Source organism: Mycobacterium paraseoulense, assembly GCF_010731655.1.
Classification (GTDB): domain Bacteria; phylum Actinomycetota; class Actinomycetes; order Mycobacteriales; family Mycobacteriaceae; genus Mycobacterium; species Mycobacterium paraseoulense.
In genome coordinates this window covers 5,690,024-5,709,148 of record NZ_AP022619.1, presented here as the reverse complement: position 1 = coordinate 5,709,148, position 19,125 = coordinate 5,690,024, and the positions used below count along the sequence as shown (strand labels likewise).

The following is a 19,125-nucleotide window of genomic DNA, read 5'->3' as shown; positions in this document are numbered from 1 at the left end:
GGCCGTGCGGAAAGGATATGTCGCCGCCGTCGTCCTCACGGTTGGCGTGCACCTCGCCTACCTGGCGTACGTACCGGTCGGCGGCTTCCTCGCGCTGCGCTGGCCACGTACCATCGCGCTGCACCGGGCCGCCGTCGCCTGGGGTGCGGCGGTCGTCACGCTCGAGCTGCCCTGCCCATTGACGGAACTGGAATCGTGGGCCCGCCGCCGCGCGGCGATGAATCCGTTACCCACCACGGGATTCGTCGACCGTTATGTCGCGGGGCTTCTCGTTCCGTCGGGCCGCGTAGGCGTCGCACAGTTCTTCGCGTTCGTGTCGGCCGCCATCTCCTGGGGCCTATTGGCTCGGCGTCAGCCGCTCACACCCGGCCGCCGCCCTGGCGCGCCGGCTACCGACGAATCCGTGCCGGGCGGCGTTGCTTCGGCGTGACGGCGACCAGAGTTGCGTTGCCACAAGGCCCAAGCGGCCACGGAAAGCACAACGGCCGACAGGATCAAGGTCGGCCAGAGGGCCAATTGCGCGAGCCACAGGTCCCGCTGCAGCCGCAGCGCTCTGCGCCGGCCGCGCCAGACACGCTGCGGCACCTCTTTCACAGTCATCGCGGGGCAAGTACCCCGGACCCGCTGATTTAAACCGCAGGGCACGAAAACATTTCGGGCTACGCAGGGTTTGGCTCGCCCCGCGAGGGGCTAGTCACCAGCATGAGCATTGAGTCGCACGTTCCCCCCGAGCAGTCGTCGCGATCATTCACCCGGCTGGCGGCCGCGTGGTGGGCGCTGGTCGTCGGCCTGGTGATCCTCATCGTCCTGCTCATCTTCGTCGCGCAGAACACCGAATCGGTCACCACGCACTTCTTGGGCTTCCACTGGAACCTGTCCGTGGGAGTGGGCTACCTGTTGGCCGCCGTGGCCGGCGCGACCACGACCGTGCTGGTCGGCGCAGCACGGATGATCCAGCTGCGTCGTTCCGCCAAGAAGGATCTCAGACCCCTTTGACCCTTCCCGGCACCGCTGGTGCGCAAACCCGTTGATTCGCAAGCGTTCACGGGTGAGGGGCATTGCCCATGCCTGGCATCCATGCAGTAACTTAAATATTAAGTTAATTAATTTATTCCCCGGTGGGCATCCGGGGATTCGGCCTGTGGTCCACCGGGAATGCCGCAGCGACCAGCCGGGGAGGAAACATGAGTCAAGACGGCACAAATGACGCCGTCGCGGAGGCGGTGGGCAAAGTCACCGAGGCCTTGGAGACCGTCGAGCGGGCCCGGGGACACCTGTACTCGTTTCACCAGCTGACCGGGCACGCCGACCTGCAACTCGATGCCGCCGTCGCCCAGCTGCGCGAACTGGGAAACGCCGACCTGGCCCAACACATCAGCGACGAACTGGTCGGGCGCAACGTGTTACCGGGACGGTGGACGTTCCAGGTCGTCGACGAATACGACGACGGGTACTACCGATGCTTCCAGGAAGTCGAGCGCCTGGTGCGGACCCGCCTCACCGGCGGCCGCCGTCACCTCTACGAGGCGCGGCTGAAGGAACGCCGGCGCACGCCCGCGCATCCGGCCCATACCGTCACCCCCGACGACCAGTCGGCGAAGGAAGTGAATTGATGCATTGTGTCGTGTTCGGCGCCACGGGATACCTGGGCACGCGGCTCATCCCCCAACTGCTCGACAACGGTCACACCGTACGTGTGCTGGCGCGCGATCCCGCAAAGCTCGACGACGTCGCCTGGCGCGGCCGGGTGGAGGTCGTGCGGGGTGACGTCATCGACGCGGGCGCGGTGCGACGGGCCCTGGACGGTCAGCAGGTCCTGTACTACCTGGTGCATTCGCTGATGCGATCGGACTTCGTCGACTTCGACGAACGCGCCGCCCGCAACGTCGCCGAGCGCGCGGCGCAAGCGGGCCTGACCCGCATCGTCTACGTCGGGGGCATCACGCCCGACGGACAGCGGCTCTCCGATCATCTGGCCTCGCGCGCGCAGGTGGGGCGACTGCTCCGGGCCTCGGGCGTCCCCGCCGTCGAGTTGCGCGCGGCCGCCATCATCGGGGCGGGTTCGGCAAGCTTCGAGATGCTGCGCTACCTCACCGAGCGGCTGCCGCTGATCGTCGCCCCGCGCTGGTTGCGCACCTGCGTCCAACCCATCGCGGTGCGCGACGTGCTCTACTACCTTCTCCACGCGGCGGAGCTGCCCGCCGAGGTCAACCGCCCATTCGACATCGGTGGGCCCGACCGCTTCACCTACACCGAGATGATCCGCAAATACGCCGTGATCGCGGGCCTGCCGAGGCGGCCGGCGGTGCCGGTGCCGTTGTTGACCCCGCGGCTCTCGGCGCCGTGGGTCGACCTGCTCACACCGATTCCCCGCCAACTCGCCGTCTCGCTGATGGAGTCGCTGGAGAACGACGTGGTGTGCGCCGGCCACGACATCGCCCGCTACATACCCGATCCCGACGGCGGGCTGACGCATTACGAGGAGGCCGTCGCACTCGCCTTGGCGCACGTGCGCGAAAAAGATCTGCGCACCCGGTGGTCGCGCGCCGACACGAACGGCGAGCCTTCCCAGCCCCTGCCCACCGACCCGCGGTGGGCGGGTGGATCGCTGTACGCCGACGTCAGGCAACGCCCTAGCCGCGCCGACCCCGAAACGCTTTGGCGGGCCATCCAATCCGCCGTCGCCGAGCGCAACTGGTCGGTCTTGCCGTTGGAATGGCCCCTGCGGGGCTGGATCAACGGCGCACTGGCAGCCATCCGGCCGCGGCGCCGGCCGCTCGACGGTCAGGAGTTGCACGAAGGCGAGGCACTTGACTGGTGGCGGGTGGAGCGCATCGACACCCCCCGCCTGCTCCGGTTGCGTGCCGATATCCCGCTTCCCGGGCGCCTATGGCTGGAGCTGTCAACAGCCCCCGACGGCGACGGCGGCTCCCGCTACCGCCAGCGAGCGCTCTTTCAGCCGTATGGGATTGCGGGCCAAGTCTTTTGGAACGCGGCCGCCCCCTATCGCGATGTGGTGTTCGGCGGCATCGCGCGCGATGTCACGGCCAAGGCGCGCGGCGTGACGCAGGCGACGGCCCGGTCGCACTGTTGACAGGACGACCGGCATGAGTGACAAGAAGTTTCACAAGGGCGACAAGGTTGAGTGGCAGAGCCACGGCCGCACCGTCCGCGGAACGGTCGAACGCGAGGTCACCTCCGACACCGAGGCCGCCGGCCGCACCGTGCGGGCGTCCAAGGACGAACCCCAGTACCACGTCCGCAGCGACAAGACGGACGCGGACGCGGTACACAAGCCGGGCGCGCTTCGTCCCGCCGACTGACGATTCGGACACGGACGAGCGAGCTAGAGAAGCGGCTTGCGATCGACGCGTCGCAAGAGCACGAGACAGACGCGGGGCGGCGCTTCGGCGAGGCAATCGCAGACAAATGCGCGACACTTGCCGGGGTTCGTGGCCGACGCACGGCGGTCGCCGATACGCTGGTCGGCGAATCATGCAGAAGGACTCAGGTAAGTGACCAAGCGCGGCGCCGCTGAGCGGCGACTGGACCGAGCCGAACTCGAGAAGCTGATGTCGGCCGACATGCGCGCGCTCACAGCGCAATCGGACCGCATCGGCCGGCACTTCGCGCGTCAAAACGAGGTCGGCGGCACGGACCTGCACGCCTTGCTGCACATCATGGTTGCCGAAACGGCCGGGACGCCGTTGACACCCGCTCAGTTGCGGCAACGCCTGGACGTGTCACCGGCCGCGATCACCTACCTGGTGGACCGGATGATCGACTCCGGCCACCTGCGCCGCGAGCCCGATCCCGGCGACCGGCGCAAGACGCTGCTCCGCTACGAAGAATCGGGCATGGCTTTGGCCCGTTCGTTCTTCACCCCCCTCGGTGCTGAATTGCGTGCGGCCCTTGCCGGCGTGTCCGACCGGGATCTGGCCGCCGCACACCGGGTTTTCCTGGCGATGATGGAGGCGATGTCGACCTTTGAATCGCGACTCGACGGAGCGGCCGCCAAGCCGCCGGCGACCAACGCGAAGCGCGCGCCTGCGAAGGGCAGGGCTCGCGCGGTGAGCAAGGCGGGCGATCAACCGGCCTAGCGCACCGGCCGCCTGGCCGCGGAGCCGAGCACCCGCTGCTCGATCAGGTCCGCCCCGCGCTGCACGCCTCCGGTCGCGGCGAAGCCGGCAGCCACCCGACGCGCGCCGTCCGCCATCGTCATCGCCGCGCGCACCTTCGCCCTCAGCCGTGCCGGGGTGAGGTTCTTGGCAGCCAGGCGGGTGCCGCAGCGAGCGACCTCCACCCGCCGGGCGACTTCGGCCTGGTCGCGCGCGAACGGCACGACGCAGACGGGTACACCTCGGTCGAGGGCCTTCAGCGTCGTTCCCATTCCGCCGTGCGTGATGGCGCAGCTGGCCCGCTCCAGCACGGCCGCGTGGGGGACGAAGCGGCATATGGTCGCGTTGGATGGTCGCGGCAGGCCCGGCGGTATGCCCGCCGGAAACGTCGCCACCACGTGCACGGGCTCGTCGGCCAGCGCCCGCAGCGCGGTCCGCCCCAGAGCCGCGTCGGGCTGCTTGATCGAGGACGTGCTCACCAGCACCACCGGCCGCTCGATCTCATCGATCCAGTCGGGCGCGGCCGCCTGTGCGGGTTCGAACGCGCACGCGCCGATGTGGTGAACCAAGCCCGCCCAGCCCGGGTGCGGGTACTCGAAGGGCTCCCCGCCGACGGCCAGCAGCAGCGGCGCGCGCCGCATGAAGTCGTCGACCGAACCGACCGGCGACACCCCCAGCTCCGCGCGAATGGCGTTGAGCCGCGGCAGCATTGGCCGGTCGAAGAGATGACGGACGATCGGTCGCACCTGGGCATCCCGGATGTCGCCGAGGATGCCCGGCAGCGGGCGTAACCCCGGGCCGAAGGGCGGCACCCCGCGGGACCGCAGGTACGGCGTGAACGGCGAGAACACCAGCCACGGAGTATGCCCCGCCTCCGCCGTCGACATCGCGCCCCAGCAGTTCGCGTCCACGATGACCGCGTCCGGCCGGACCGCATCCACCGCGCGGCGCAGATCCTGGACTTCGAGCACCGCCCGCCGGCAGAGCACGTCGATCGTCGACTTCAAGACTCCCAACGCGCTGCGCGCCCGCCAATCCTCGCCGACGATGCCCTCGATGGCGGAATCGACCGGCGCGGCGTGCACCCCGACCGCGCGCATCGTCGCGACCCCGCCCGCCATGGTGCGCGCATGAACCTCATGGCCGCGGCCGGCGAGCTCGGCCAGCAGCGCCCCGACCGGCAACAGGTGGCCCAGGACGGGCGACCCGTAGGCCAGTATCACCGCCATGTCACACGCAGCTACGAGACGGGCGTGAGGTCGACTGCGCGCAATGCCGAAAGGCTTGGGGCACCGCATCCGTGCAGGCAGACCCGGAGCTCGTCGATGAATGGCTGCAGCCAATCGACAACGGCCGCAGCGGATTCAATGGCGGCGGGCAGCAGGGGACGAGCAACCGCCACGACGTCGGCGCCCAAGGCGATCGCCTTGGCGGCGTCCATGCCGGTGCGAATGCCGCCGGAGGCGACCAACGGGATGTCCGGCAGCACCTCACGCACCTCCACGATCGCCTTCGCGGTCGGGATGCCCCAATCAGCCAGGTGCGGGTAGCGCAGCTCGCCGTAGCGGACGAACTGCTCGACCCGTGACCACGACGTGCCGCCGGCGCCCGCGACGTCTATTCCCGAGACCGGCAAATCGCCTTCGGTCCCAACCAGTTCCGCTGCGGCCGCGCCGCCGATCCCGTGGCCGACCTCCTTGAGCAACACCGGGCAATCTATCGCGTCGGCCACATCTCGTAGCCTGCCCAAGGAGCCGGAGAAGTCGGTGTCGCCGTTGCGCTGCATTGCCTCCTGCAACGGATTGGTGTGTACGGCAAGCGCATCGGCGCCCACTCGGTCGAGAGCCTTCGCCAGCTCGGGCACGGCGGCCGCGGTCAGCTGGGCCAGGCCGATATTGCCGAACAGCAGCACATCCGGGGCTACGTCCCGAACGGCGAAGCTGGCCGCCGCGCGCTCCCCCAGCGCGCTGTCGAGCATGATCCGCTGTGAGCCGAGCATCATGCCGATGCCCAGTTGTTGAGCGGCCGCGGCCAAATTCCGGTTGATCGTGCCCGACAACTCGGCACCTCCGGTCATCGCACCGATCAGAATCGGCGCCCGTAGGTTGGCGCCGAAGAACTTCGCGGACAGGTCGATGTCGCTGAGGCTGGTCTGGGTCAGGGCGTTGTAGGGCAATTGGTAGCGGTCCAGCCCGGTGCTGAGATGCTCATAGTTGACCTGTTCGCCGAGGCACACGTCGATGTGCCGCCGCTTGCGGGTGGTCATGGGCCCGCGGTCAGTCGTCACGGCGGGCACCCCGGCGCGCCGAACCCCCGGCCCCAAAGATCCATAATGTCCATAGTGCTCCTAGTTGCGTACCGTCGGCGCCCTATGCGTGACGATGCGTAATTTCAGTTGATTAATGTTTAACATACTGAAAGACTTCTATTCGTGGTGTGGGATCGCGTGGCCGCGGCCGTGACGGGACGCCGGTCGTGGCTGTTAGCGCTGTGCGGCCTCCTGTTGGGCGTCGGGTTGATGGCGGTGATCGGCGCCAACGCGGCGGCGGGGCAGGCGCCCCTGTCGGTGCCCGCCGGCTCGGATTCGGCGAGGGTGGACGCGCTGGCCCGCCAATTCCCCGGCGGGGACTCCGTTCCCCTGATCATGGTCGTCAGCCGCGCAGACGGCGCCCCGCTGGGCCCGGGCGGCGTCGCCGCCGCCCAGGCCGCACGCGACCGCATGCAGGCCGCCGCGCCGCCGGGCGGCCCCGCCGGAGCGGCGCCGGCGCGGGTATCGGCCGATGGCAAGGCCGCGATCGGGGTGGTGGCCGTCAGCGCCGACCTCTCCGGACTCACCCTCAGCGACGTGGTCGCCAATCTGCGCAAGGCCGCCTCGACCGGCCTGCCGGCGGACCTGCGGGCCCACGTCACCGGCGGCCCGGCGTTCGGCGCGGACATCGCAGGCGCGTTCACCAACGCCAACGTCACCCTGCTCGCGGTGACCGCGTCGGTGGTGGCACTGCTGCTGATCGCGACCTACCGCTCCCCGGTGCTGTGGCTGGTGCCGCTGCTGGTGGTCGGGTTCGCCGACCGGGTCGCGGCGGCGGTGGGCACCGCCGTGGCGTCGCTGACCGGGCTCAGCTTCGACGGTGCCACGTCGGGGATCACCAGTGTGCTGGTCTTCGGCGCGGGCACCAACTACGCGCTACTGCTGATCTCCCGCTATCGACAGGAGCTTCGCCGCCATAGCGGGCACCGAGACGCGTTGCGCCGCGCGGTGCGGATGGCCGGACCGGCGATCGTCGCCAGCAACGCCACCGTGGTGCTGGCGTTGCTCACCCTGCTGTTCGCGTCGACGCCGAGCACCCGCAGCCTGGGCGCGCTGGCGGCGTGCGGCCTGGTGGTCGCCGCGGTGTCGGCCCTGGTGTTATTGCCACCGCTGCTCGCTTTGTGCGGCCGGCGATTGTTCTGGCCCTTCATCCCGCACCCCGAAGACACCGCGACCACCGATTCCGGCGCCTGGCACCGCGTCGGGGTGTGGGTGAGCCGGCGCCCGGCGCTGGTCGCGACGGTCACGATCGCCGGCCTGGCGGCGCTGACCACCGGGCTGCTCGGCACGCGCATCGGTCTGTCGCAGACCGAGCAGTTCCGCGTCCACGCGGATTCGGTGTCCGGCTACGACATCGTGGCCGCGCATTTCCCGGCCGGCGTGGCCAACCCCACGGTGGTCGTCGCGCCCACCCGTTCGGGGGTGCCGCAGGCCATTAGGTCCACGCCGGGAGTGGTATCGGCGACCGATTCCGGCAGCTCGCCGTCGGGATTGACGAGGTGGTCGGTGGTGATCGATGCGCCACCGTCCTCCGACCGGGCATTCAATACCATTGCCGCACTGCGGGATAGGACGAAGTCCGCCAGCCCCGCAGCGCTGGTGGGTGGCGCCGATGCGCAGGCGCTCGACGTCCGCAACGCGGCCATCCACGACCGGCGCCTGCTGATCCCGGCGATCCTCGCGGTCATCCTGGTCGTCCTCTACGGCCTGCTGCGATCCGCGCTCGCGCCGCCCACGCTGCTGGCTGCCACCATCCTCGGGGCGCTGGCCGCGCTCGGCATGGGCGGCTGGGCCAGCAGCCACCTCTTCGGGTTTCCGGCGCTGGACAACAGCACGCCGTTGTTCGCCTTCCTATTCCTCGCCGCCCTGGGCGTGGACTACACCATCTTTCTGGTCACGCGCGCCCGCGAGGAGTCCGCGCAACGCGGTGCGCGCGGCGGGATGGTCGCCGCGGTGTCGGCCACCGGTGGCGTCATCACCAGTGCGGGCATCGTTTTGGCCGCCGTCTTCTGTGTGCTCGGCGTGTTGCCGTTGATCGTGCTGACCCAGCTGGGAATCATCGTCGGCCTCGGCATCCTGCTGGACACCTTCGTGGTGCGCACGCTGGTCATCCCCGCGCTGTTCGCCCTCATCGGCGACCGCATCTGGTGGCCCGCTGTGCCCAAACCCGCCAAAACCGTTGCAGCACAAGCCGAAAATCAACACGAACGGAGTAACAGGTGAACAGGTCAACCCTGGCCGCGACGAGCCTCGCCGTCGCCGTCGCCGCCGGATCCGGAAGCATCGCCAGCGCCAAAGGCGTTCCCACGTGGTATGCGCGGCTGCGCAAGCCGCCGTACCAGCCGCCCAACGCCGCCTTCCCGGTGGCATGGACCACCCTCTACGGCGACATCGCGGTCACGTCGGCGGTCGCCATCGACCGATTCCGGGCGGCGGGACAGCACGACAAGGCACGCCGCTACGCCGCCGCGCTCGGGGTGAACCTGGTTCTCAACGCCGCGTGGAGTTGGCTGTTCTTCCGGTTCCACAAACTCGGTGTCTCGGCGGCCGGTGCCGCCGCGCTGACGGTGAGCAGCGCGGACCTCACGCGTCGGGCCGCGCAAGCCGACCCGCGGGCCGGACTGGCCCTGTCGGCGTATCCGCTGTGGTGTTCCTTCGCCACCACCCTGGCCACCCACGTGTGGCGGCTCAACCGCTGAGGAGACCACCGGATCATGCCGACGCTCTTATGGTTTCGTCGCGACTTGCGGTTGCGCGACCATCCGGCGCTGAATGCGGCGGCCGACGACGGGGAGGTGCTCGCCTGCTTCGTGCTCGACCCCAAGCTCGAGGCCTCCTCCGGCCCGCGCCGACTCCAGTTCCTGGGTGACTCGCTGCGACGGCTGCGTGCCGACCTGGAGGGCCGGCTGCTGGTGACCCGCGGACAGCCCGGCAAGGTGATCCCGCGCATCGCCGCGGACATCGGCGCGTCGGCGGTGCACATCTCCGAAGACTTCGCGCCGTTCGGCAGGCGCCGTGACGAACGAGTCCGCGCCGCACTGGGTCCCGTCCCCCTGGTGGCTACCGGGTCGCCGTACCTGGTGTCGCCAGGGCGGGTCACCAAGAAAGACGGCTCTCCTTACCAGGTGTTCACACCGTTTCTGCGCCAGTGGCGCGAGTCCGGCTGGCGGGCACCGGCGAAATCGCGTGCCGGGTCCGCCGGCTGGCTCGATCCGGCACAGCTGCGGATCGAGCCGGCCGAGATCCCCGATCCCGGCGCCGCGCTCGACCTCCCGGCCGGCGAGGCGGCGGCCCGCAAGCAGTGGAAGTCATTCGTTGACAACGGTTTACACCGCTACGACGAGGAACGTAACCGACCCGATCTGCACGGTACCAGCCGGATGTCAGCGCACCTGAAGTTCGGCACCATCCATCCCCGCACCATGGTCGCCGACCTCGACCTGCGCCACCCCGGGGCGCAGGCATTTATGCGCGAGTTGGCTTTTCGCGACTTCTACGCCGACGTGCTGCATCACTGGCCGGCCAGCGCCTGGCGCAACTGGAACCGCCAGTTCGACGGTATCTCCACCGACACCGGCGCCGAGGCGAAACGCCGCTTCGAGTGCTGGAAAGCCGGCGAGACCGGTTACCCGATGGTGGACGCCGGCATGCGGCAACTACGCGAGACCGGCTTCATGCACAACCGGGTGCGGATGATCGTTGCCTCGTTCTTAGTCAAAGACCTGCACCTGCCCTGGCAGTGGGGCGCCGAGTGGTTCCTGGCTCAGCTGGTCGACGGCGACATGGCAAACAACCAGCACGGGTGGCAATGGTGCGCGGGCTGCGGTACCGATGCCGCGCCGTACTTTCGGGTGTTCAATCCGACCACCCAGGGCGAGAAGTTCGACCCGTCCGGCGAGTACATCCGGCGGTGGGTGCCCGAGCTGCGCTCGGTCGACGACGCCCATCTGCGTAAGGGGGAACGGCCGGCCGGCTACCCCGCCCCGATCGTCGACCACGGCGCCGAGCGCGCCGAAGCGCTGCGCCGCTACCAGAACATCTGACGCACGGCCGCGCCGCGCTCAGCGACGAATTGTCGCCCGCGTGAATGTTTGCTCAATCGCCCCTCTCAAAGCCGATTGCATGCAATCATCAGCCGACTCACAGTCGTCGCGCCCTGGAGGCACCAATGACACACTTCATCGTTCGGACGTTGCTGGCCTCGGGTGCCGCCGCCGGGTTGCTGGCCGCCGGCGCCGCCTGCTCCTGCTCCGTCGGTTCGTCGCACACGGTCAGCAAGAGCGACGTCGCCGGCCAGATCACCTCGAAGATGACCGACGCCGCCGGCAATAAGCCCGACTCGGTGAACTGTCCGAACGACCTGCCGGCCAAGGTGGGAGCACAGCTCAACTGCGAGATGAAGGTCAAGAACCAGACCTTCAATGTCAACGTGACCGTGACGAGCGTGAACGGCAGTGACGTCAAGTTCGACATGGTGGAGACGGTCGACAAAAACCAGGTCGCCAGCATCATCAGCAACAAGCTGGCCCGGCAGGTGGGCAGAAAACCGGATTCGGTGACCTGCCCCGACAACTTGAAGGGCGTCCAGGGCGCGACGCTACGGTGCCAACTCGTAGACGGCACCGACAAGTACGGCATCGAGGTGACCGTCACCAACGTCGACGCCGGCGACGTCAAGTTCGATTTCAAGGTCGACGACCACCCAGAGCCGTAATCGACCCAGCGGTGATCGCGAGCGCGGCGAAGCCGGGCGCTGCGGGTCACCGCCGTTGGCCCAGCGGTGATCGCGAGCGCGGCGAAGCCGGGCGCTGCGGGTCACCGCCGTTGGCCCAGCGGTGATCGCGAGCGCGGCGAAGCCGGGCGCTGCGGGTCACCGCCGTTGGCCTAACGCGCGGCCTTCTTGCGTTCGATGTCGGCCAGGGCGGCGGCGAGTTCTTCCCGCTGGGCGGCCGTGCTCTCCCAGGCGAGCTGGCGGTTCTTGACGACCTTGGCCGGCGCACCGACCGCGATCGAGTAGTCGGGGATCACGCCGCGGACCACCGCGTGCGAACCGAGCACGCAGCCGCGGCCGATGGCCGTGCCCCGCAACACCGTGACCTTCACCCCCACCCAGGTGTCGGGCCCGATTCGCACCGGCGACTTGACGATGCCCTGGTCTTTGATCGGCAGGTTGATGTTGTCCATGCGGTGGTCGAAGTCGCAGACGTAACACCAGTCGGCCATCAAGACCGAATCGCCCAGCTCGATGTCGAGGTAGGCGTTGATGACGTTGTCGCGGCCCAGGACGACCTTGTCGCCGAACCGCAGCGAGCCCTCGTGCGCGCGAATGGTGTTCTTGTCGCCGATGTGGACCCATCGGCCGATCTCCAGCTGCGCCAGTTCGGGCGTCGCGTGGATCTCGACGTCCTTGCCCAGGAACACCATCCCCCTGGTGATGATGTGCGGGTTGGCGAGCTTGAACTTCAGCAGCCGCCAATAGCGCACCAGGTACCAGGGTGTGTAGGCGCGGTTGCGCAGCACCCACTTCAGCGAGGCCAGCGTGAGGAACTTGGCTTGGCGAGGGTCCCGCAGGTTCGATCCACGCCAGCGGCGATGGACCGGGGCGCCCCACATGCTCGTCATGGCCGGAGAGCCTAGCGCGCGGGTTGGTGAACCGAGAACCGCGGGCAATCCCCCAGGGCCGAGTCGCGACGGGTTACCCTCACCTGTACTCACTGGCCGCTCATGCCGAACGCCCTGGGAAGGATCTGGGAATCGAGGTGCTTGACCGACATCTCCCGCGCGGGCTTCGGCGGTGGTCATCGGTGTTGCTGTCGGCCGGGATCGCAGCCTGGCTCAGCGGGTGCGCCAACACCGACTCGTGGGTGGAGGCATCACCGGCGGCCGGCTGGCCCGCGCAATACGCCGACGCCGCCAACAGCAGCTACACCGGAACCGGTGGCGTCACCAAGCTGACGTTGCGGTGGACGCGCTCGGTCAAAGGCACCCTTGCGGCCGGTCCGGCGCTGAGTGCGCGCGGTTATCTGGCCCTCAACGCGCAGACCCCGGCCGGATGTTCGCTCATGGAATGGGAGAACGACAACAACGGCCGGCAGCGCTGGTGTGTGCGACTGTTCCAGGGCGGCGGCTTCGCGGGCCCCCTGCTCGACGGGTTCGACAACCTCTACGTCGGCCAGCCCGGCGCCTTCCTGTCGTTCCCGGTGACGCAGTGGACGCGGTGGCGGCAGCCGGTCATCGGAATGCCCGGCACACCAAGGTTTCTCGGGCACGGGCAGCTCCTCGTGGTGACCCACCTGGGTCAGGTGCTGGTCTTCGAGGCTCACCGCGGCATGGTGGTCGGCAGCCCGATGGATCTGGTGGAGGGCGTCGACCCCACCGATGCGACGCGCGGTTTGGACGATTGCGTGCCGGCGCGGCGGGGCTGCCCGGTGGCCGCGGCGCCCGCCTTCTCGGCGGCCACCCAGATGGCGGTGCTGGGCGTCTGGCAGCCGGGTGCGCCGGCCGCGGAGCTGGTCGGGCTGAAGTATCACCCCGGGCAGACGCCGCTGCTGTCCCGGGAGTGGACCAGCGACGCCGTCGGCGCCGGCGTCATCGCCAGCCCGGTGCTGTCCGCCGACGGGTCGACCGTCTACGTCAACGGCCGCGACCAACGACTGTGGGCACTGCATGCCGCCGACGGCAAGGTGAAGTGGTCGGTGCCGCTGGGATTCCTGGCTCAGACGCCGCCCGCGGTCACCCCTGGAGGCCTCGTCGTATCGGGCGGCGGTCCCGACACCCGCCTGGTGGCCTTCAAGGACGCGGGCGATCACGCCGATCAGGCGTGGCGCCGCGACGACGTCATCCCGCTGTCGTCGTCGAGCCTGGCCGGTGCCGGTGTCGGTTACACGTCCATCAGCGCCCCGGCCGCCGACGGCGCGCCGGGCATGTCGCTGCTGGTGTTCGATCCAGGCAGTGGCCACACGCTGGCGAGCTACCCCCTTCCGGCGGCCACCGGCTACCCCGTGGGGGTCTCGGTCGGCACCGATCGCCGGGTGGTGGTCGCGACCAGCGACGGCCAGGTGTACGGTTTCGCGCCGGCATAACCGGGCCACACTGGGCCCATGGCGACCGATGACACGGAGATGCAGGCCGCGGCCGCCGCGTACAACAAGACCAGCCGACGCAACCGGGCGGTGGGCCGTACCGCGACCTTGGTGCTGCTCGGCGTGCAGGCGTTCCTGGTCGCGGTCACGGTAGGTGTGCTGAGCCTGTGAGTCATGGGAACCGACCCTTGCGGCTACCAGAAGTGCGGCGACCGCCCGGCACCGGACGGCCTTCTCGTCTAGACCTCAGATGGCCAGCGGCGGGATGGCGGTGCGGGGCACCTCGGCCTCGACCGGCCCGGCAAACGTCGGCAGCATCTCACCTGGCGCGAAGTAGAAGATCAGCTGATCGTCGGTGATCGCGAAGTTCTGGTAGTGCGTCGGGTCGTGCCCGGTCGAAGGCAGAATGGCTGCCCCGAATGGGGTTTGGCGCGCCAGGTCGCGCTGCACGATCGGGAAGATGCTGTCCAGCGGCGTGGTGCCCGGCGCAAACAGGTTGTCGAAGGTGATGGGCTGCTTGGTCCCGAGGTTGTAGTTGAACGCCTTGTACCAGATCGAGGGGTGGGACCCACCGAGGTCCTGGAAGAACTTGAGCACCACGCTGCGGGTGTTGTGCGGCGGCTGGCCGGAGCCGCGCTGCTCGGTGGTGGCCTCGAGCTGGTAGAGCTGGTCGCGTGACCCCGAACTCTGTGCGACGTTGACGAAACCGTCCCGATTCTGCGTGATGTAGTCGATCAGCGCTTGCTCGTCGGGGTAGTCGGCGGGAAACGCCATGTTGAGCGTGTACGTCGGGCCGGTGGCCCGCACGCGACACATCTGGCCGTCCTCGATGGTGCCGCCCAGGCTGGCACACGACGGTGGCGCGGCGGCCGCCGGCCAACCGCACAGGGCCGCCGATGCGAGCACCAGGGCCGCTATCAGATAACGCATTCTTCGAATGTCCTTGCAGGATAGGCGGGGCTGGCGCCTGAAAGAGCGATCACACCAGCCTACGGGAGCTATCGTGACGGCCGGCAAACGAAGGCCGTCACCCGTCCGGCGGCCCGCGACCCGATCCGGGTGATGACCACCGACAACGGCCGGCCACCGCGCAGCCGCATCCGGCGCCGCAGCGCGTCGGGGTCCACCCGCACCCCGCGCACCAGGACCTCCAGCGCCCCGCAGTCCAGCGAAGACAACGCCTGGCGGAGCCGTCGCTCGTCGAACGCCAGCTGGTCGAGCACCTCGAAGCCCCGGACCGCCGGCGGCAGCTCATCCCCCGAAAGGTAGGCGATGTCGGGGTCGAGTTGCCACAGTCCGTGCCGCGCGCCGTAATGGCGCACCAGCCCGGCGCGGACCACGGCGCCGTCGGGGTCGACGATCCATCGCCCGGGCGGCCGCACCGGGCACTCGCCGGGGTCGGCGTCGGTGATCTGCTCGCCGCGGTCGAGGACGCTGGCGCGCCGACGGACGCCGCGCCGCGCCAGCCCGGCCGGCCACAGGCACGCTTCGCGCACCGAGCCGCGATAGGACGTCACCTCGATCTCGCCATCAAACCCGAGCCGGTGCAACTCTGCGAAATTAATTCCGGGAGAACACTTTACGACGAGATCGCGGTCTCGGTAGGCGTCGATCAGCGCGCCCAGGGCCGGCCGGTAGTCCTCGAGGCGGAACAGGCGGCGCGCACCGAGGCGTCTCGCCGGATCCACGAACACCGCGGCGTCGCGGGTCACCGGGGCCAGCGCGTCGGCACGGCAGAGGTCGGCCCACTCACCCAGGTTGTGCCGCGCCATGGCCAGCCGCACCGCATCGAGGTCGCTGCCCACCGCGCGGACGCCGGCGCCGCGCAGCGCGGCCAACTCGGTGCCGATCGAACAGGTCGCGTCGTGGACGACGACTCCCGCCTCGGCCAGCCGCTCGGCCCGGTGCACAGCCACCGGGGCCGCGGTGGCCTGTTGCAGCGCCTCGTGGGTGAACAGCCAGTTCGACACCGGGATTCCGCCGCCCAGCCCGCTCAATTTTTCGGCGGCGCGCCGGCGCAGCAGCGTCGTCTCCACCAACACCGCCGCCCGGTCGCCGAACCGGGCCCGGGCCGCGGCGATGTCGGCGACCTTGCTGGCGTCGGTCAGCTCGAGTTCGGCGACCGCGGCCAGGGCCGCGGCACCCGTTGGCGACCGCAGATAGCGGACGTCCTCGACGCCGAACGTGAGGCCGGCAGAAGCACGGCTCAGGAGGGCTTGACCCCGGTGATCATCACGTTGTAGAACCAGCCCTTCGGCGCCACGTGGCGCAACACGTTGGCGTCGAGCCAGCTCAGCGTCTTCCAGCTGTTGAACGCGAACCTCGCCCAGCCCCAACCCAAGCGGCCGGGCGGCACGGCGCATTCGAACGTGCGCAGCGGCCAGCCCAGCATCGCGGCGGTGAATTCCACTGTGGCCGTTTGCACTTCGGTCGCGCCCGCGTTACCGGCCAACCGTTCCAGGTCGGCGGGCGTGAAGGTGTGCAGGTCGACGACGGCCTCCAACGCCGCGGCGCGGGAGGATTCGTCGAGTTCGGCCTGCGGCCGCCGCCAGCCGTCCAGGCCGGGCAACTTGGTGACGTTGGTCGCCAGGCGCCAGGTCCAGGTGGACAACGTGCGGGCGTACGTGTCGCCGACCGTGGTCGGCTCGCCGGCGAAAACGAACCGGCCGCCGGGGCGCAGCACCCGGACGACCTCCCGCAGCGCCAGCTCGACGTCGGGGATGTGGTGGAGCACCGCGTGCCCGACCACCAGGTCGAAGGTGTTGTCGTCGTACGGGATTCCCTCGGCGTCGGCGACCCGGCCATCGATGTCCAGCCCCAGCGATTGCCCGTTGCGGGTGGCGACCTTGACCATCCCGGGCGACAGGTCGGTGACCGACCCGCGTCGGGCCACCCCGGACTGGATCAGGTTGAGCAGGAAGAATCCCGTCCCGCAACCCAATTCGAGGGCCCGGTCGTAGGGCAGCTCGCGCAGCACCTCGTCGGGCACGATGGCGTCGAAGCAGTCCCTGGCGTAGTCCACGCAGCGCTGGTCGTAAGAGATCGACCACTTCTCGTCGTAGGACTCGGCTTCCCAGTCGTGGTAGAGCACCTGGGCCAGCTTGCTGTCATGCCGGGCCGCTTCCACCTGCTCGGCGGTGGCGTGCGGGTTGGGAACGGCGTCGGTCGAACTCGTCGTCATGCAGGGCAGCCTAACGGGCGCCGGATTGCGGGTCCTCGTCGCCGGTCTGACCAGCGGCGAAGACGTCGACGTAGCGGCGCCGCTCGGCCTCGGCGCGGTCGACCGGGCCCAGCTCGAACACGTCGTTGATGCCGGCCTTCGCGGCGGCCAGGGCGTGCCGCGGGCCGTCCAGGAAGCGGCGTGCCCACCCCGCGGCGGCGTCGTAAACGTCGTCGGGGGCCACCATCTCGTCGATCAGGCCCAGGGTCAGCGCCTCCTCGGCGTCGAAGAACCGGCCGCTGAACACCAGTTCCTTGGCCCGGCTCGCCCCGGCCGCACGGGTCAGGCGGGCCATGCCGTCGCCGCCCGGGACCAGACCCGCCAGAATCTCGGTCGCGCCGAACTTCACGTTGTCACCGCTGACGCGCCAATCGGCGGCCAGGGCCAGCGTCAGCCCGGCACCCAGCGCGTAGCCGGTGATCGCGGCCACGGTCGGCTTGGGGATGCCCGCCACGGCGTCGATGGCCTGTTGCCGCGCCCGGGCCGTCGTCTGGGCCTCCGGCGCGGTCAGCGTGCGCAGCTCGGGCATGTCGTCACCGGCCGAGAAGATCTCGTGGCCACCGAACAGGATGACCGCAGCCACGTCGTCGCGGCGCCCCAACTCCGCCGCCGCGGCCACGATTTCCCGGTACACCTGGCGGGTCATCGCGTTCGTCGGCGGCCGCGTCAGCAGCAGCATCGCCAGGCCCGCGTCGCGCGACCCGTCGCTGACCACCGTGCTGACGAACTCGCTCAATGCCGCCACCCCATCCCGCCGGCTTCGCGCGCCCGGTGGTAGCGGTCCGAGTCGAAGAACTCGAACACCCAGTTGTCGCCCTGGATCTCCAGGTGCGGCTGCACGGGCACGATCTGGCGCTCGACGGCCAGCACGTCCGCGACGGTCCGCCCGGCCAGCGAATCCAGCTGGGTCCACGTCGGCGGCAACAGGAAACAGCGACCGGCGGAGAAGTCGTCGATGGCGGCCTGGGGCGTCGTCCAGCCGGCACGGTCGGATTCGGTGTTCTCGCCGTCGGCCCGCTGCCCTTCCGGCAGCGCCGCCACAAAGAAGTAGGTGTCGTAGCGACGGGTGCGCTCGGCTTCGGGGGTGACCCAGTTGGCCCACGGCCGGAGCAGGTCGGAGCGCAACTCCAGGTTCTCGCGGCGCAGGAAATCGGCGAACGACAGCGTGCCGTCGGCAAGCGCGCGGCGGGCATCGGCGAACACCGAGGCGTCGCCGACGATACCGTCGGGGTCGCCGGCCGGCCCGGCGAACAGCACCCCCGATTCCTCGAACGTCTCCCGGGCCGCCGCGCACACCAGCGCCTCGGCCAGGTCGGGTTCGATGCCGAAGCGCTCCGCCCACCACTGCGGCGGCGGGCCGGCCCATGCGATGTCGGCGTTGCGGTCGCGGTCGTCGACGCCGCCACCGGGAAACACCATGGTGCCCGCTGCGAACTCCATCTTGGCGTGGCGGCGCATGAGGAACACGGCGATGCCGCGGGGATCGTCGCGGACCAGCATCACGGTCGCCGCCGGGCGCGGGACCAGGGGCGGTTCGGTGGCTGACGTCATAACTGCCTCCGGTGGGCTGCGCGGGTACGGACGCGGCGGGCGAAATAGCGCCCGTCGACGACGTCGAGGGCGATCGACTGCCCGAACGCGGTGGACAGGTTCTCGGCGGTCAGCACGTCGGTCAGTAACCCCGCGGCGACCACCTGCCCCTCCGACAGCAGCATGCAGTGGCTGAAGCCGGGCGGGATCTCCTCGACGTGGTGGGTGACCAGCACCAGCGCGGGGGCGTCCGGGTCGGCAGCGAGGTCGGCCAGTCGCGCCACCAGCTCCTCGCGCCCGCCCAGGTCCAGGCCTGCCGCGGGCTCGTCGAGCAGCAGCAACTCCGGATCGGTCATCAGCGCGCGGGCGATCAGCACGCGCTTGCGCTCGCCTTCCGACAGGGTTCCGTAGCGACGGTCCGCGAGGTGCTCGGCGCCGAGGCTCTCCAGCATGTCGATGGCGCGGCGGTAGTCCACCTCCTCGTAGCTCTCCCGCCACCGGCCCAGCACGGCGTAGCCGGCCGAGACGACCAGGTCGCGCACCACTTCGTCGGTGGGCACCCGCTGCGCCAGAGCCGACGAGCTGAGCCCGATCCGGGAGCGCAACTCCGACACGTCCACCCGGCCCAGCCGTTCGCCGAGCACGAAGGCCACACCCGCCGAAGGGTGCTCGGCCGCCGCGGCGATGCGCAGCAGTGACGTCTTGCCGGCCCCGTTCGGGCCGACGATGACCCACCGCTCATCGAGTTCGACCGCCCAGTCCAACGGACCGACCAGGACATGTCCGTCCCGCAGCAGCGAGACGTCGTGAAAGTCGATCAGCAGATCGGGGTCGGCTGCCTCCGTACCGATTTCGGGCACCCGACCA

Annotated in this window: 21 protein-coding genes; 12 read left to right on the top strand and 9 right to left on the bottom strand. The window is 69.7% G+C overall.

The genetic code is table 11. The annotated features are described in order from the left end of the window. The first annotated feature begins 4 nt into the window (after positions 1-4). The 6 genes from G6N51_RS26760 (at position 5) to G6N51_RS26735 (ending at position 4,100) form a co-directional block, all read left to right on the top strand. Positions 5-430 carry a DUF2784 domain-containing protein gene (locus G6N51_RS26760; protein WP_083174279.1) on the top strand — a complete coding sequence of 142 codons (426 nt, stop codon included), beginning with the start codon at positions 5-7 and terminating at the stop codon, positions 428-430. A gap of 272 nt (positions 431-702) precedes the next feature. After that, positions 703-996 (top strand): LapA family protein, encoded by a 294-nt coding sequence (locus G6N51_RS26755; RefSeq protein WP_083174214.1) that lies wholly within the window; start codon positions 703-705, stop codon positions 994-996. Between the two features lie 188 nt (positions 997-1,184). Next, a complete protein-coding gene (locus G6N51_RS26750; RefSeq protein ID WP_083174217.1) occupies positions 1,185-1,613 on the top strand; it encodes a hypothetical protein in 429 nt (142 codons plus the stop codon). Next, positions 1,613-3,094, top strand: a complete 1,482-nt coding sequence (locus tag G6N51_RS26745) for a DUF2867 domain-containing protein (RefSeq protein WP_083174220.1) — start codon at positions 1,613-1,615, stop codon at positions 3,092-3,094. The genes G6N51_RS26750 and G6N51_RS26745 overlap by 1 nt, the downstream gene beginning before the upstream one ends. Positions 3,095-3,107: 13 nt before the next feature. Then, positions 3,108-3,323 (top strand): hypervirulence associated TUDOR domain-containing protein, encoded by a 216-nt coding sequence (locus G6N51_RS26740; RefSeq protein WP_083174223.1) that lies wholly within the window; start codon positions 3,108-3,110, stop codon positions 3,321-3,323. Between the two features lie 192 nt (positions 3,324-3,515). Beyond that, entirely contained in the window at positions 3,516-4,100 is a 585-nt protein-coding gene (locus G6N51_RS26735) for a MarR family winged helix-turn-helix transcriptional regulator (protein WP_083174226.1), read from the top strand. On the opposite strand, the gene G6N51_RS26730 is transcribed toward G6N51_RS26735, so the two are convergent. Continuing rightward, on the bottom strand, positions 4,097-5,347 hold the full coding sequence (locus G6N51_RS26730; RefSeq protein ID WP_083174229.1) for a glycosyltransferase: 1,251 nt from the start codon (positions 5,345-5,347) through the stop codon (positions 4,097-4,099). The genes G6N51_RS26735 and G6N51_RS26730 overlap by 4 nt on opposite strands. Before the next feature lie 11 nt (positions 5,348-5,358). After that, on the bottom strand, positions 5,359-6,384 hold the full coding sequence (gene fni / locus G6N51_RS26725; protein ID WP_142275170.1) for a type 2 isopentenyl-diphosphate Delta-isomerase: 1,026 nt from the start codon (positions 6,382-6,384) through the stop codon (positions 5,359-5,361). Positions 6,385-6,549: 165 nt separating this feature from the next. Here fni and G6N51_RS26720 point away from each other — a divergent pair, with 165 nt between their 5' ends. The 4 genes from G6N51_RS26720 to G6N51_RS26705 all read left to right on the top strand — a co-directional run bounded on the left by G6N51_RS26720 (position 6,550) and on the right by G6N51_RS26705 (position 11,140). Continuing rightward, positions 6,550-8,649: an MMPL family transporter gene (locus G6N51_RS26720; protein ID WP_083174232.1), complete on the top strand. Its 2,100-nt coding sequence runs from the start codon at positions 6,550-6,552 to the stop codon at positions 8,647-8,649. Further along, entirely contained in the window at positions 8,646-9,125 is a 480-nt protein-coding gene (locus tag G6N51_RS26715; RefSeq protein ID WP_083174235.1) for a TspO/MBR family protein, read from the top strand. Before G6N51_RS26720 ends, G6N51_RS26715 begins: the two co-directional genes overlap by 4 nt. Before the next feature lie 15 nt (positions 9,126-9,140). After that, positions 9,141-10,469: a cryptochrome/photolyase family protein gene (locus G6N51_RS26710; protein ID WP_083174238.1), complete on the top strand. Its 1,329-nt coding sequence runs from the start codon at positions 9,141-9,143 to the stop codon at positions 10,467-10,469. A 125-nt stretch (positions 10,470-10,594) separates the two neighbouring features. Continuing rightward, positions 10,595-11,140, top strand: coding sequence for an anti-apoptotic protein (locus tag G6N51_RS26705; RefSeq protein ID WP_083174241.1), 546 nt, complete (start codon positions 10,595-10,597; stop codon positions 11,138-11,140). Between the two features lie 170 nt (positions 11,141-11,310). On the opposite strand, the gene G6N51_RS26695 is transcribed toward G6N51_RS26705, so the two are convergent. Further along, positions 11,311-12,048, bottom strand: coding sequence for an acyltransferase (locus G6N51_RS26695; RefSeq protein WP_083174244.1), 738 nt, complete (start codon positions 12,046-12,048; stop codon positions 11,311-11,313). 185 nt (positions 12,049-12,233) lie between these two features. Between G6N51_RS26695 and G6N51_RS26690 the strand changes: the two genes are divergently transcribed. Next, the gene (locus tag G6N51_RS26690; protein ID WP_163750962.1) at positions 12,234-13,508 is read left to right on the top strand and encodes an outer membrane protein assembly factor BamB family protein; all 1,275 of its coding nucleotides are present in this window, start codon (positions 12,234-12,236) and stop codon (positions 13,506-13,508) included. Positions 13,509-13,526: 18 nt separating this feature from the next. Then, positions 13,527-13,679, top strand: a complete 153-nt coding sequence (locus tag G6N51_RS26685; RefSeq protein WP_158086253.1) for a hypothetical protein — start codon at positions 13,527-13,529, stop codon at positions 13,677-13,679. 75 nt (positions 13,680-13,754) lie between these two features. Here the strand turns inward: G6N51_RS26685 and G6N51_RS26680 are convergent, their stop codons facing one another. From G6N51_RS26680 to G6N51_RS26655, 6 genes are all read right to left on the bottom strand, one after another. After that, positions 13,755-14,438 carry an esterase gene (locus tag G6N51_RS26680; protein WP_083174250.1) on the bottom strand — a complete coding sequence of 228 codons (684 nt, stop codon included), beginning with the start codon at positions 14,436-14,438 and terminating at the stop codon, positions 13,755-13,757. 68 nt (positions 14,439-14,506) lie between these two features. Then, positions 14,507-15,640, bottom strand: a complete 1,134-nt coding sequence (locus G6N51_RS26675; protein WP_158086254.1) for a THUMP-like domain-containing protein — start codon at positions 15,638-15,640, stop codon at positions 14,507-14,509. Positions 15,641-15,714: 74 nt separating this feature from the next. Continuing rightward, positions 15,715-16,689 carry a class I SAM-dependent methyltransferase gene (locus tag G6N51_RS26670; protein WP_083174253.1) on the bottom strand — a complete coding sequence of 325 codons (975 nt, stop codon included), beginning with the start codon at positions 16,687-16,689 and terminating at the stop codon, positions 15,715-15,717. Between the two features lie 10 nt (positions 16,690-16,699). Next, on the bottom strand, positions 16,700-17,464 hold the full coding sequence (locus G6N51_RS26665) for an enoyl-CoA hydratase (protein ID WP_142275167.1): 765 nt from the start codon (positions 17,462-17,464) through the stop codon (positions 16,700-16,702). Then, entirely contained in the window at positions 17,461-18,279 is an 819-nt protein-coding gene (locus tag G6N51_RS26660; protein ID WP_083174259.1) for an NUDIX hydrolase, read from the bottom strand. Before G6N51_RS26660 ends, G6N51_RS26665 begins: the two co-directional genes overlap by 4 nt. Then, complete coding sequence (locus tag G6N51_RS26655; protein WP_083174262.1) at positions 18,276-19,118, bottom strand: ABC transporter ATP-binding protein; 843 nt, start codon at positions 19,116-19,118, stop codon at positions 18,276-18,278. Before G6N51_RS26655 ends, G6N51_RS26660 begins: the two co-directional genes overlap by 4 nt. Positions 19,119-19,125 lie beyond the last annotated feature (7 nt).

What these genes read in the sequence shown, in the direction of transcription:
- G6N51_RS26755 (WP_083174214.1), top strand. Translation starts at nt 703, where the DNA reads ATGAGCATTGAGTCGCACGTTCCCCCCGAGCAGTCGTCGCGATCATTC.
- G6N51_RS26750 (WP_083174217.1), top strand. Translation starts at nt 1,185, where the DNA reads ATGAGTCAAGACGGCACAAATGACGCCGTCGCGGAGGCGGTGGGCAAA.
- G6N51_RS26745 (WP_083174220.1), top strand. Translation starts at nt 1,613, where the DNA reads ATGCATTGTGTCGTGTTCGGCGCCACGGGATACCTGGGCACGCGGCTC.
- G6N51_RS26740 (WP_083174223.1), top strand. Translation starts at nt 3,108, where the DNA reads ATGAGTGACAAGAAGTTTCACAAGGGCGACAAGGTTGAGTGGCAGAGC.
- G6N51_RS26730 (WP_083174229.1), bottom strand. Translation starts at nt 5,347, where the DNA reads ATGGCGGTGATACTGGCCTACGGGTCGCCCGTCCTGGGCCACCTGTTG.
- fni (WP_142275170.1), bottom strand. Translation starts at nt 6,384, where the DNA reads ATGACCACCCGCAAGCGGCGGCACATCGACGTGTGCCTCGGCGAACAG.
- G6N51_RS26710 (WP_083174238.1), top strand. Translation starts at nt 9,141, where the DNA reads ATGCCGACGCTCTTATGGTTTCGTCGCGACTTGCGGTTGCGCGACCAT.
- G6N51_RS26705 (WP_083174241.1), top strand. Translation starts at nt 10,595, where the DNA reads ATGACACACTTCATCGTTCGGACGTTGCTGGCCTCGGGTGCCGCCGCC.
- G6N51_RS26695 (WP_083174244.1), bottom strand. Translation starts at nt 12,048, where the DNA reads ATGACGAGCATGTGGGGCGCCCCGGTCCATCGCCGCTGGCGTGGATCG.
- G6N51_RS26685 (WP_158086253.1), top strand. Translation starts at nt 13,527, where the DNA reads ATGGCGACCGATGACACGGAGATGCAGGCCGCGGCCGCCGCGTACAAC.
- G6N51_RS26680 (WP_083174250.1), bottom strand. Translation starts at nt 14,438, where the DNA reads ATGCGTTATCTGATAGCGGCCCTGGTGCTCGCATCGGCGGCCCTGTGC.
- G6N51_RS26670 (WP_083174253.1), bottom strand. Translation starts at nt 16,689, where the DNA reads ATGACGACGAGTTCGACCGACGCCGTTCCCAACCCGCACGCCACCGCC.
- G6N51_RS26660 (WP_083174259.1), bottom strand. Translation starts at nt 18,279, where the DNA reads ATGACGTCAGCCACCGAACCGCCCCTGGTCCCGCGCCCGGCGGCGACC.